This window comes from Atlanticothrix silvestris CENA357 (assembly GCF_016056295.1).
Lineage (GTDB): Bacteria > Cyanobacteriota > Cyanobacteriia > Cyanobacteriales > Nostocaceae > Atlanticothrix > Atlanticothrix silvestris.
Genome location: NZ_JAECZB010000025.1, coordinates 22531 through 35855, shown reverse-complemented (window position 1 = coordinate 35855; position 13325 = coordinate 22531). Strand labels below are relative to the sequence as shown.

General features: G+C 38.3%; 9 protein-coding genes. 6 read left to right on the top strand and 3 right to left on the bottom strand.

The genetic code is table 11. The annotated features are described in order from the left end of the window. The first annotated feature begins 78 nt into the window (after positions 1–78). Entirely contained in the window at positions 79–666 is a 588-nt protein-coding gene (locus I8751_RS12405) for a thylakoid membrane photosystem I accumulation factor (RefSeq protein ID WP_214439464.1), read from the top strand. A gap of 418 nt (positions 667–1084) precedes the next feature. Then, positions 1085–1693, top strand: coding sequence for a hypothetical protein (locus I8751_RS12400; protein ID WP_214439463.1), 609 nt, complete (start codon positions 1085–1087; stop codon positions 1691–1693). Positions 1694–1709: 16 nt separating this feature from the next. Here I8751_RS12400 and I8751_RS12395 read toward each other — a convergent pair whose 3' ends face one another. Next, complete coding sequence (locus tag I8751_RS12395; RefSeq protein WP_214439462.1) at positions 1710–2864, bottom strand: hybrid sensor histidine kinase/response regulator; 1155 nt, start codon at positions 2862–2864, stop codon at positions 1710–1712. Between the two features lie 807 nt (positions 2865–3671). Here I8751_RS12395 and I8751_RS12390 point away from each other — a divergent pair. After that, positions 3672–4985 carry an FAD-binding oxidoreductase gene (locus tag I8751_RS12390; RefSeq protein ID WP_214439461.1) on the top strand — a complete coding sequence of 438 codons (1314 nt, stop codon included), beginning with the start codon at positions 3672–3674 and terminating at the stop codon, positions 4983–4985. Positions 4986–5030: 45 nt separating this feature from the next. Continuing rightward, positions 5031–6380, top strand: a complete 1350-nt coding sequence (locus I8751_RS12385; protein ID WP_214439460.1) for a (Fe-S)-binding protein — start codon at positions 5031–5033, stop codon at positions 6378–6380. Between the two features lie 145 nt (positions 6381–6525). Here I8751_RS12385 and I8751_RS12380 read toward each other — a convergent pair whose 3' ends face one another. After that, positions 6526–6906 carry a type II toxin-antitoxin system VapC family toxin gene (locus tag I8751_RS12380; RefSeq protein ID WP_214439459.1) on the bottom strand — a complete coding sequence of 127 codons (381 nt, stop codon included), beginning with the start codon at positions 6904–6906 and terminating at the stop codon, positions 6526–6528. Next, on the bottom strand, positions 6906–7142 hold the full coding sequence (locus I8751_RS12375; RefSeq protein WP_214439458.1) for a type II toxin-antitoxin system Phd/YefM family antitoxin: 237 nt from the start codon (positions 7140–7142) through the stop codon (positions 6906–6908). Before I8751_RS12375 ends, I8751_RS12380 begins: the two co-directional genes overlap by 1 nt. A 311-nt stretch (positions 7143–7453) precedes the next feature. Between I8751_RS12375 and I8751_RS12370 the strand changes: the two genes are divergently transcribed. After that, positions 7454–8758: an ATP-binding protein gene (locus I8751_RS12370; RefSeq protein WP_214439457.1), complete on the top strand. Its 1305-nt coding sequence runs from the start codon at positions 7454–7456 to the stop codon at positions 8756–8758. Between the two features lie 282 nt (positions 8759–9040). After that, on the top strand, positions 9041–13325 hold a 4285-nt coding region (locus I8751_RS12365; RefSeq protein WP_214439456.1), incomplete at its 3' end, for a WD40 repeat domain-containing protein.

The window sequence follows — 13325 nt, the reverse complement described above, 5'->3', positions numbered from 1 at the left end:
GCACAATTATATATCCAGCCCAGTTTGCTAAATTCAGCACAACCTCACGACCAGTAGTAGCTTGCAAGGTTCCTTTTGATGAATACCACAAAGTCTGATTTTTTACATAAACAAATTACTAACTGGCGAAAGTTGGTATTGAAGTGCCTATTACTGCTTGCTTTCTTGTTTATTACAAGTACGCAGCCTGCCTTTGCTGGTATTAATGATGATGTGTATGATGGCAACATTTTCGTGGTTTATGCTGGCAATGGTTCTCTCGTTCCTCCCAGAGAGACGCTATCACAAGCTTTAACAAAACATAAAGCCATCTTTTTGGCATTTTATGTGGATGACAGCAGCGATTGCAAAAAATATGCCATTTCCATTTCACAGGTGCAAGAGTTCTATGGCCGCGCAGCAGAGATTATCCCTATCAATGTTGACACTATACCCCTTAAACAGAACTATGACCCCACAGAACCAGGATATTACTATTCTGGGGCTGTTCCTCAGGTCGTGGTGTTTAATAAATCAGGTCAGGTAGTTTTAAATAAGAAGGGTCAAGTGCCCTATGAGGAGATAGACGATAAATTTCGGGAAATATTCGACTTGTTACCCCGTACAGAATCAGTGCAGTTAAAGCGGCGTGCCTTTAATGAATTCAGTAGTGAGTTAGCTAAGTAACTCTTGGGGTAGACTGAGATCTTGCACTTAGTTTTAGCAATTATAAATCGCGGCTATACAAACTAAGTCCCCTCGCCCCTTGGGAGAAGACTGCGACTCCCTAACCGCCTGCGCGGACTAACGGAAAATTAAGGTTTTTAACCCGCGTAGGCGGCCTTTCCTCCGGGAAGCCGCTACGCGTCCTGCCTGTGTAGCCGTGACTTTCAGTCGCTTGGTGCAAGATGTAAGTAGACCAATTGGGTCTACCTTGATTTTTCGTGCTACCTGCTACTGCATTCGTCACGATGCCAAGAGATAATATTTAAATATCTGCCTTATTTTAAATGAGGAAGTTAATTCATAGTCAAAAATCTATAGTTCCTAAGAAATAACTATTGATGATTGACTATTGACCAATGACTAATTAGAGTGTGTTCTGATGTCAAAGGTTTACACTACTGAAGAACTAATCCAAATTTTGGCAGCCGAACGCCAAGCTTGCCTTAAGGGAAAACGGCTGAAGCTAGAAATTAAAGTTTCCGGCAATCCTGTAATTGACCAGTTTCTCAAAACTGATGGGTTGCAACAGTTTACCGCCTATCAAGATTTTAAAGCTGCCATTCACGATTACCAAAGAGACAATCAAGTTTCAGGCATTGTTTGGCGGGAAGTAAACGTCAAAGATAAAAACTTACGTTATCCCGAAGTAGATAGCGAATTAGTTGCTTTAGCTAGTGACTTAGAAATATTAAAAAATGCAAAAAATTCTCTTTTGAAATTTTGGTATGAAGTTACTGTGAATATGGAGTTATACTTGAGTTTTAATAATAGTAAACAATACCAAAAAATTATCAAGACTGATGTGGAAAGAATTGCTCAAAGAACAGAATGGGCAAGTCTATGGAAATGGGAAAATTCTAATTTTTTAGAAATGATTTTGCAGTTAGGATGGGGTCAACCAGAAGAAGCATTTTATAAAAGAGGAAGACCGCGATCTGGTAGCGAATATATTCATGCGGTGAATCCTGGTAATCGTCCCATTGGGTAATTATGATATAAAGGTTTCAGTTCCTGTGAAATGGCAAGCTAACGATAAATGTTGTACCCATTCCTACTTTAGTTGCATAGGCAATTTGACCTCCATGTAACTCTACATAATGTTTAACAATTGCCAGTCCTAAACCATGTCCTGGTATATTGCCAACATTACTACCTCTGTGAAAGGAAGTAAACAAATTTTCTTGATCAGTCTCTGGAATTCCAATTCCCTGATCTTGAATACGAAAGATAGCTTCTCCCTCTACACAAAACAAGTCAAAATACACTGCGCTACCTAGTGGCGAGTATTTAATCGCATTAGATAGTAAATTAGTGATGATGTGGCGTAGCAGTTTTTTGTCCAAGCCAGGTAATCTATATTTTACAGTTAGTGATTGCGAATTTTTTACAGAATTAGCATTATCTTTGATTGTACAAGTGCCTTGCATAGAAAAGATAATTTTATAATCATTGCCCACACCTAATTGAATTTCTGAAATTAAATCCTGACAAAATTTTTCTAAATCTAATGGTGATGGATTGAAAGAATCTCTCCCAACTTCTGCTTTACCAATTAGCAAAACATCACTTAATAAATGATCTAATTGCTTAACAGCATTTTGAATTTGGTGTATGTATTCTTTTATTTGAACTTCGTTTAATTTGTAGATGTGGCTTGCCAATAATTCAGTGTAGTTGAAAATATTACTCAAGGGATTACGAAATTCATGACTAACCATTGAAACAAAATAAGACTTAATACTTCTGTTTTCTTTTTCTTTTTCTAGAGCTTCACGCATCAACATTTCTACTTTATGTCTGTTAAGAGCAATTTCAATAGTAGTAATTAATTGATGTTCTTCAAATGGTTTAATTATGTAGCCAAATGGTTGTGAATCTTTAGCTTTTTTTAAAGTATTTTTGTCTGAATAAGCAGTGAGATAAATTATTGGTATATTGAAACGAGTTGTAATTTCTTGTGCAGCTTCTATGCCACTCATGTTACCTTTTAACATGATATCCATTAAAACTAAGTCTGGATAAAATTCGGCTACTTTTTCAATTGCTTCTTCTCCATATACAGCAATAGCAGGAACAATATATCCTGAATATTCTAAACAATCTTTAATTCCACAAGCAATAATACCTTCGTCTTCAACAACTAGGATTTTTGCCTTCATTATCTGTTTTCTCCCTAGTTTTCAATGACTAAAATTACCAATGCTTGCTCAATATTCAAATGTTTGGATTGAATGTTCCATTTACATATATTTACTTTGTTTATTGGCAAGGGCACATTGAATTTTAGCAATTCTTTAGTTGTTTCAAAAACTCTTCTTTATAACAGATATTCACCTCGGTTTAAAGATAATTTCAATAAGACAACAGTATGTAATTTTAATTGTTGCTAATTTTTGTTGCAACAAAGCGATACTTGTCTCTATTATCACAATCTATGAAAACAAAAAAGATTAGCTTTGATAAGCTTTACAACTATCTTGAGAAGTAAAATTTAAAATTTACATCGAAGCATCAATAAGGTTTTTCGTAGAAAAAATTAGAACATAGTAGTTCCTTTGTGATAAGCTAAGTCATAATTAATATTATTTCTTCAGTATATTCCCTTATTTTAATAAAAAATTCTCGATAAAACTGATCCGGATATATCTGAAATGCATTAAGTAGGTGGGAAAACACAATTAGATTAAGTAGATTAAGAAAGATAAATAAAGCTAAAACCCTCTTCCTTTCCCCATTGTGCCTCCTGCCTACTGCTTTATCCCAACTACAAATATTTACGTCGCTCTACTTAGTTACGGAACTAAACACTGTATTGGTACTGAGTAATTTAGGTTATACAAACTTTTTGTCAAATTCCTGAATCGTGAAAAATTCACTTTTGAGTCCCAATCGAAACTACTCAGAACGCGGCACTTTTTTGGGGATGTTAACCAGTAAATTAGATGTAGGGAGTAAAAAATAAACCGATGAAATGTATCGCCTCTTGTCTTGCATCTACTATCGGCGAAGAAAATGCTGTGTGCCTTTGGGAAAATCTTGAACTGAGCCAGCAACAACATATCCAACAAGCGATCGCTGACAAAAAAACGCCAAGCAGCTATACTTCTGGAAATTCTCCCAGTTGTATTGTCTATCCCCACACTCAAGAACAATTAGCTGCTGTCGTTGCAGAGGCTCACCGTCACAACTGGCGTATCCTTCCCTGTGGTAGTGGTAGTAAACTCAACTGGGGTGGTTTAGCTACAGGCGTTGATATTGTCATTAGTACAGAACGCATCAATCGACTAATAGAACACGCTGTTGGTGATTTGACTGTTACAGTAGAAACTGGGATGAAGTTCTCGAATCTGCAAACAATTTTGGCAAACTCTCGCCAATTTTTGGCCCTTGACCCTACAGCACCAAAGTTAGCAACCATTGGCGGTATTGTCGCCACCGCTGATACAAATTCTTGGCGACAACGTTATGGTAGTGTACGCGATCAACTTTTGGGTATCACTTTTGTGCGTGCTGATGGACAAATCGCCAAAGCCGGAGGACGAGTAGTAAAAAATGTGGCTGGGTATGACTTGATGAAGTTGTTTACTGGGTCTTACGGGACATTAGGTATTATTAGTCAACTAACTTTTCGAGTGTACCCACTACCAGAGGTATCTGGTACGGTGGTGTTGACTGGTGCAGATGAGGCTATATCTCAAGCTGCTGCTATCTTACGAGGTTCGGCTTTAACACCAACCCAGGCTGATTTACTATCAGCTAATTTAGTATCTAAATTAAATTTAGGTACAGGGCTAGGATTAATTGTACGTTTTCAAAGTATCAGTGAGAGTGTTAAAGAACAGTCAAACCGACTTTTGGCAGTAGGAGAAAAGTTGGGTTTAGATGGAGCCATGTATTCAGGCGCAGATGAAGCTGATTTATGGCAAAGATTATCAGAACAAATGCATTCTTTTAACACAGAGTCTGTAATTACTTGCAAAATAGGAGTATTACCGACTGCTGCTGTGGAGGTTTTAAGTAAAGCAGAAATGGGTTTGATTCACATTGCTACTGGTTTGGGATGGTTACAGTTTGAGGATAACAATCAGGTTTTAGCAATGCGCGATCGCACTCAAAATTATGGTGGTTTTTTAACTATTTTACAAGCACCAGTGGCGGTGAAACAACAATTAGATGTTTGGGGCTATACGGGTAATGCTTTACCATTAATGCGCCGTATTAAAGAACAGTTTGACAGTAAAAATATTTTAAGTCCTGGTCGGTTTGTGGGTGGAATTTAAGAAACAAACCACAGAGACGCTGAGATATAGAGGAGAAAAATAATTATGCAAGTTTCAGAAAATTCTATTAATAATACAGCTAGTTTAAAGAATTTGAAAGGATTTGATCCTCATCATCCGCCAGACCCAAAGTTAATTGATAGTTGTGTGCATTGTGGATTTTGTCTCTCGACTTGTCCTAGCTATCGAGTACTTGGTAAAGAAATGGATTCTCCTAGGGGACGTATCTATTTGATGGATGCGATTAATGAGGGAGAAATTGCCCTAAATACTGCCACAGTACAACATTTTGATTCTTGTTTAGGGTGTCTAGCTTGTGTGACGACCTGTCCTTCTGGTGTGCAATATGACAAATTGATTTCTGCGACTCGTCACCAAGTCGAACGCAATTATTCTCGCAGTTTACCAGATCAACTGTTCCGCCAATTAATATTTTCTTTGTTTCCCAACCCTGACTTGTTAAGATTTTTACTGGTTCCATTGTTGGTTTATCAGAAACTGGGTTTTTCTAAGTTCTTCCAAGCTACGGGTTTATTAAAGAAAATATCTCCCCGCTTGGCAGCAATGGAATCAATTTTGCCAAAAATTACCCTCCAATCTTTTCAAGATAATTTACCGGATATTATCCCAGCTAAAGGTCAAAAACGCTATCGAGTTGGGGTGATTTTGGGATGTGTGCAACGGCTGTTTTTCTCACCAATTAATGAAGCGACGGTGCGGGTGTTAACGGCGAATGGTTGTGAAGTGGTAATTCCTAAATCTCAAGGTTGTTGTGCAGCACTTCCCGAACACCAAGGACAAACAGAACAGGCGAAAGCTTTGGCTAGGCAAATGATTGATAGTTTTGCCGATACTGATGTAGATTTTGTAATTATCAACGCTGCTGGTTGTGGTCACACATTGAAAGAATATGGTCACATTTTAGAAGATGACCCAGAATATCGAGAAAAAGCACAGGAATTTGCCGCGAAAGTTAAAGATGCTCAAGAATTTTTGGCAACTGTGGGTTTAACAGCAAAACTCTCACCATTAACTGACGAACCCTTGAATTTGGTTTATCAAGATGCTTGTCATTTATTGCATGGGCAGAAAATTAGTGTGCAACCGCGTCAATTGTTACGGCAAATTCCGGGTGTGAAGTTAAGAGAACCAATAGATGCAGCTTTGTGTTGTGGCAGTGCGGGGGTTTACAATATGCTGCAACCAGAAGTAGCAGAGGAATTAGGCCGACAAAAAGTTGAAAATTTGCTGAATACTGGTGCTAATTTGATTGCTTCTGCTAATCCTGGTTGTACGTTGCAAATTACTAAACATTTGCAGTTGCAGGGTCAAAAAATTTCTGTGATGCACCCAATGGAGTTATTAGATTATGCCATTCGGGGCGTAAAGTTATAGTCTAGTTCTTACCCATCTCTACCCAAGATGGGTAAATTTTTATTTTACTATTCGTTTTATTTACTGTGTGGTAATTTTTATTATGAAAATCACCTAAAGAATAACTCAATAATTAAACCAGAGTTATTAAACGTTGTAGGAATCCTTAATCATCAGAGAATAAAGGAACATCATATAACCTAAATTTCTGGTCTACCGTAATTATCGTTAAACTTTCTACCAAGGCTTGAGGAATTAACATCCTATCGAATGGGTCTTTATGGTGCCAAGGCAAACTACCCACCTTTAAACAATGCTCCGCCGAAATCCCCAAAACTTGAAATTGATTGTCCCGAATCACCGCTAACAAATCATTGGGTTGCTTCAACTTTCCCAATGAAGTTTTAATCGCTATTTTCCATATCGTTGCCGCGCTAACAAAACTATCATTTACTGGGTTTCTCAGAATTTCTTGCACATCTGTCGGCAACTTCGGGTCATTTGCTAACCACCACAACAAAACATGGGTATCTAATAAGAAACCCATTAATCTTTTCCATAGAACATAGCGTTAATCTCCTCTGACTCATCATCAAAATCATCAGCAATCCAAACGCGCCCTTCCCAAGCCCCTGGAGTACGCGGCTCAAGTTGCGCCTCATAGCGTACCAAACGCACCAATGGTTTACCCTCCCGACTAATGACCACATCTTCACCCTGTAACACTGACTCTATTAATTCGAGAAGATATGCCTTTGCCTCTTGAACCGTTGCATTCTTCATAGACAAAAAACCTGATGAATTAAAATTTAATTATAAAATGAAAACTGAACTCAACATAGTGGCAGAATTTATACAAAATACCTCTCAAACTTTTATTACTCTGCGTTTTCAGTCATTTTTCTCATGAGCTAACTTCACTACTGAAATTACCATATCAGCAAACTAAAGCATAAATCTGGCAAACAACCGTTTCAAATCTACGCACATCCTAAAAATTTGCTGTAAGATTACAAATTCCGAAATATCAGCCTTGTGATTTGTATAATCACTGAAATCGGTGTTAATGTCAGGCTGATGTTGGGTTATATGTGATGAAACTGGATTTAACAAGGTTTTTTCAGGCTTGCAACCCTAGTAAGACTCTGGTTGTAGGCAAAGCGGAAGATAGACCGTATTATATTGATTTTTCTAAAGTGCGTGGTGGCAAGATAATTGAAGAATTGGGACGAACTATTACCCGCCTTTCACCCAATGAACCAACTTGCCAATTATTTACCGGACATATCGGCTGTGGTAAATCTACTGAATTACTGCGACTCAAAGCAGAGTTAGAGCAGCAAGACTTTCATGTGGTTTATTTCGAGTCTAGCCAAAGTCTGGATATGGCAGATGTTGATGTTACTGATATTTTACTAGCGATCGCCCGCGAGGTCAGCCAAAGTCTAGAAGCAATAAAAATTAACCTCAAACCAGGCTACTTTCAAAGTCTGTTTACCGAAATTGTCGATTTTTTGCAAACGCCGCTTGACCTGTCGGCGGAAGCTGAGTTGTCTGTGGGTATTGCCAAGATTACAGCCAAAACTAAAGATAGCCCCAAACTGCGCGGTCAATTGCGGCAATATTTAGAACCACGCACCAATAGTATTTTAGAATCAATTAACCAAGAATTGCTCAAACCTGCTACAGAAAAGCTCAGACATCTAGGTAAGAAAGGACTAGTAGTTATAGTAGATAATCTCGACCGGATTGATAACTCTTTGAAGCCTTCCGGTTATTACCAGCCAGAGTATTTATTTGTCGAACGCGGTGAACAATTAAACCAACTAAATTGTCACGTTGTCTATACAATTCCCCTAGTGTTGCTCTTTTCCAACGCTTTAGGAAGGCTAACAAATCGCTTTGGAGTAGACCCCAAAGTTTTACCAATGGTTCCCGTAGTACTACAAGATAATTCTCACTACCCACAGGGAATCACGCTACTACAACAAATGGTCATGGCGAGAGCTTTTCCTGGTGTCAATTGGGAAAAAAACCGTAATTTAATCACTGAAGTTTTTGATAGTCCTCATACTTTAGAGCGACTGTGTTTAGTTAGCGGCGGTCATTTGCGTAATTTATTGATGTTATTGTTTCGCTGTCTTCAGCGAGAAGACCCACCCCTTTCACGAGAATGCATAGATAAGGTAATTAAACAACGTCGCAATGAGTTAACTTTAGCCATTACTCCCGATGAATGGGAATTACTACTGGAGGTGGCGCAAGAGAAAAAGTTGAGAGGTCATGAAAAATATGAACTATTACTTCGTAGTATGTTTGTCTTTGAATATCGGGATGAAGATGGTTCGTGGTTTGATATCAATCCAATCTTGGCAGAAGCCAAGGAGTTTGGATTATAAGTCAATAAACATCTGGTTAAAAAGAATGTAGAGATGCGATAAATCACGTTTTTAGAAGGGTTTTGGATAACACACATTTAATTTTTGGAGATATCTAATAGGTTTAGGATAAAAATAGTTAACCGCCGATAAACGCCGATAAACGCCGATGAATCCAGATGTTCAATCTGTTCAATCAATAACTGAATTGTATTGAGCTATCACGAGGTAGTTTGGGACATAAATTGCTCATAAAATTTGGACACCAAAAAACTTTCAAACCTATTCCCTGTTCCCTGCTATATGACTAATCACAATGAGCCAAAAAATTTAGCCACTGACAACGAAAGCTCTTTACATGCTCTCGTGCGAGCAATTGCCCTTTCTCAAGGTCAGTTTTCGCTGATTTTGCTGCGATGTAATTATGCAGCATTACGTGAACGCATGGTAGAAAGTCTGCACCAATCATCTCCTATAAAAATCCACGAAATTACCTTACCTACATCAATTAAAACACTTTATACAAATATCAGCGAACAATTAGGAAATGAGCAGCCACCAGCGTTGATGGTTTTTGGTTTGGAATCAGTTAAAGATATTAAGACAGTTCTAACATCAGCTAATCAAGTCCGAGAAGAGTTTAGAAAAAATTTTCCCTTTCCAATATTATTATGGGTTAATGACCAAGTTCTGCAAAAATTTATTAGATTAGCAACAGACTTAGAAAATTGGGCAACTATCATTACCTTTAAAAATACTATTGATGATTTAGTAAGTTTTCTACATCATAAAACCGACACAATTTTTGCTGATGATGTAATTCCTAACCCCCAAATTTGCTGGGAATTAGAGACGGCCTTAAAAGATTTGCAAAATCTGGGAGAAGCATTAGAATTACCACTGCAAGCGAGTCTGAAGTTTGTTATTGGCTTGAATGATTACCAGCACGATCGCATAGATTCAGCTTTAATAAATTATCAACAAAGTTTAAGTTTTTGGCAACAAAATAATCATTTAGAACGACAAGGTATCTTGCTAGTTCATATTGCCATAGTTTATGCTAGAAAAGCAGAAAAAAATCAGCCGGACAATCAATCTTGTTGCCTAGAATCTAGAAATTATTTCCAGCAAGCTATTAATATTTTTGAACAAGCACAACGCCCAGATTTAGTTGCCAAATATATTAGTAAATTGGGTGAAGTTCTGCGGCACTTACATGTATGGTCAAAGTTGCAAAGCCTTGCTGAAAGATCTTTGACTCTGCACCAAGATTATGGCACTCCGCTGCAAATAGCTCAAGATTATGGTTTTTTGGCAGAGGTGGCGCTACAGCAGTCACATTGGACACAAGCCAATCAACTTGCTTACCAAGCACTACATATATTAGATAATATTCCTAGTTTACCAGAATATGAATATGCTTTATATCTGTTTATTTTAGCGCGATCGCAACAAGGTTTGGGTCAGATACTAGCAGCAATTATTAATTTAGAAAAAGCCAGAAAAGTAAGTAATCATCAGTACGATCCGAAATTGTATATATCTATATTAGAAAAATTGCGATCGCTGTATTTTGATCAGTGTAAATATTTCGATGCTTTTAATATAAAACAAGAACAGCTTCAAATTGAACATCAATATGGTTTTCGCGCTTTTATCGGTGCATCTTATCTCAATCCCCAGCGTCAAATCATTAGTTCTGCACAGTTACAACTTGAACATCCTGAAACCATTGCTCAAGAAATTTCTGCTTCTGGACGAGAACAAGATGTCAATAGATTACGAGATAGAATTAGTCGTGATGACTACAAATTCACTGTTATTCACGGTCATTCAGGAGTCGGAAAAAGTTCAATTTTACAGGGTGGATTAATTCCAACATTGCAACAGCAAGCGATTGGAGCGCGAGATGTTTTACCTATCCTTATACGAGCTTATACTGATTGGGTAGGAATGCTCAATCGGTCTTGGATAGAAAATTTTGAAAAACTCAGATCTCAAACATTCGCTATTAATCTTGATTCTAGTACAGCTATTGTAGAACAGTTACAAAAGAATGCTGATCGTAATCTATTAACAGTATTAATTTTTGACCAATTTGAAGAATTTTTCTTTGTTTATACAGATCAAGCTCAAAGAAAACCATTCTACGATTTTTTGCATATTTGCTTAGATATTCCTTTTGTCAAAATTATTTTATCATTGCGAGAAGATTATCTTCATTATTTATTAGAATTTGATCGCCTATTTGATTTAAGCTCTATTAATAATAATATTTTAGATAAAAACATTCGCTATTATTTAGGTAACTTTTCACCTAAAGATGCTAAAGCAGTTGTACAAAATTTAACAGAAAAAATCCACTTTTATCTAGAATCAAAGTTAATAGATAAATTAGTGAAAGATTTAGCTGGGGAACTTGGAGAAGTCCGGCCTATTGAATTACAAATTATTGGTACACAATTGCAAACTGAAAAAATTACTACATTAGAACAATATTGTCAGTTTGGTACTAAAGAAAAGCTGGTTGAGCGATTTTTAGAAACAGTTATTCATGATTGCGGTTCTGAGAATGAATGTACAGCCCGACTAGTTTTGTATTTACTCACCGATGAAAACAACATTCGTCCCCTCAAAACTCGTGCTGAATTGGCAGCAGATTTAGCAACAGAAGCCGAAACCCTAGATTTAATATTAAAAATTTTCGTCGAATCAGGGCTAGTATTACTATTACCAGAAGTTCCTGCCGAGCGTTATCAACTAGTTCACGATTACCTTGTATCTTTTATTCGCCAACAACAAGGAAGTGAGTTGTTAGCCGAACTCGAAAAGGAACGTCAACATAGAAAGCTGGTTGAACAAGAGCTAAAGCTTTCAGAAGCAAAATTAGGTCAAGTAAACGCAGAGCTGCAAAAACAACAAGTAGCTCTCCAAGAAGCACAAGAAGGCACGAGATTAGAGCGTGATGGGGTGAGCGCTTTACGACAGTTTGAGTTTGCCCAGTTAGACTCGCTAATATTAGCAATGCAGAGTGGTAAATCTTTACAAACCTTAGTCAAAGATGGCCGGCCTCTGGAAGAATATCCAACTACCAGTCCTTTGCTAGCTTTGCGAACTATTCTTGATCATATCCAGGAATGTAATCAGATTCGAGGACATCAGGGTTGGGTGAGGAATGTGTGTTTTAGTCCCGATGGCAAATACATTGCCACTGCTAGTGATGACCACACAGCTAGATTATGGAAAGTCAACGGTCAGCAGGTTGCCCAATTTGCAGAACATCAAGGCATTGTCTGGAGTGTGAATTTTAGTCCTAATGGCAAATACATTGCCACTGCTTCAGGACATACAGTTCGATTGTGGAACTTAGATGGTCAGTTACTTGCCCAATTTCCTGAACATCAAGGTACTGTCTGGAGTGTATGTTTTAGTCCCGATGGCCAGTACATTGCCACTGCTGCTGATGATTGTATAGTCAGAGTGTGGAGCTTCAGCGGTCAATTGCTTACCCAATTGAGAAGACATCAAGGAGCAGTTAGGAGTGTGTGTTTTAGTCCCGATGGCAAATACATTGCTACTGCCAGTAATGACCACACAGCTAGATTATGGAATTTTGACGGTCAGTTAGTTGCTCAATTGAGAAGACATCAAGGAGCAGTTAGGAGTGTGTGTTTTAGTCCCGATGGCCAATACATTGCTACTGCTAGTGATGACCACACAGCTAGATTATGGAGTTTTGATGGTCAGCAGACAGCCCAATTTCGAGGACACCAAGGCGCTATTTGGAGTGTGTGTTTTAGCCCGGATGGCAAATACGTTGTGACTGCTAGTGATGACTGTACAGCCAGAATTTGGAAACTCAACGGTCAGCAGGTGGCTCAATTTCAAGGACATCAGGACTGCGTGAGAAGTGTGAGTGTCAGTCCTGATGGTCAGTATATCGCTACTGCTTCATCTGACTGTACGGTTCGGTTGTGGCATCTTAATAGACAGCAATCTACCCAATTTCAAGGACATCAGAATTGGGTAAGAAGTGTATGTTTCAGTCCTGATAGTCAGTATATCGCTACTGCTTCTTCAGACTTTACAGTTCGGTTGTGGCATCTGAATGGGCAACAATTCACCCAACTTCTTGTGCATCAAGGAGCAGTTAGAAGCGTGTGTTTTAGCCCTGATGGTAAATACATCGCTACCGCTGACCGTACAGCCCGATTATGGAACCTCCACGGGCTGCAACTTATCCAATTTTCAGGACATCAAGGTACTGTCTGGAGCGTGTGTTTCAGTCCCGATGGTAAGTACATTGCTACTGCTTCTGATGATTGTACAGCCCGATTGTGGAATCTCAATGGGCAGGAGCTTGTGCAATTTCAAGGGCATGATAACTGGGTAAGGAGTGTGAGTTTCAGTCCTGATGGTAAGTACATTGTCACTGCTTCTGAAGACCGTACAGCTCGATTGTGGAACCTCGACGGGCAGCAACTAACTCGATTCCAAGGACATCAAGGCACTGTCTGGAGTGTGAGTTTTAGCCCTGATGGTAAGTACATTGTCACTGCTTCTGAAGACCGTACAGCTCGATTGTGGA

Excerpts from the sequence above, each read along its gene's own strand:
- I8751_RS12395 (WP_214439462.1), bottom strand. The coding sequence starts at position 2,864 with ATGAAGGCAAAAATCCTAGTTGTTGAAGACGAAGGTATTATTGCTTGT.
- I8751_RS12385 (WP_214439460.1), top strand. The coding sequence starts at position 5,031 with ATGCAAGTTTCAGAAAATTCTATTAATAATACAGCTAGTTTAAAGAAT.
- I8751_RS12375 (WP_214439458.1), bottom strand. The coding sequence starts at position 7,142 with ATGAAGAATGCAACGGTTCAAGAGGCAAAGGCATATCTTCTCGAATTA.
- I8751_RS12380 (WP_214439459.1), bottom strand. The coding sequence starts at position 6,906 with ATGGGTTTCTTATTAGATACCCATGTTTTGTTGTGGTGGTTAGCAAAT.
- I8751_RS12400 (WP_214439463.1), top strand. The coding sequence starts at position 1,085 with ATGTCAAAGGTTTACACTACTGAAGAACTAATCCAAATTTTGGCAGCC.
- I8751_RS12370 (WP_214439457.1), top strand. The coding sequence starts at position 7,454 with ATGAAACTGGATTTAACAAGGTTTTTTCAGGCTTGCAACCCTAGTAAG.
- I8751_RS12405 (WP_214439464.1), top strand. The coding sequence starts at position 79 with ATGAATACCACAAAGTCTGATTTTTTACATAAACAAATTACTAACTGG.
- I8751_RS12390 (WP_214439461.1), top strand. The coding sequence starts at position 3,672 with ATGAAATGTATCGCCTCTTGTCTTGCATCTACTATCGGCGAAGAAAAT.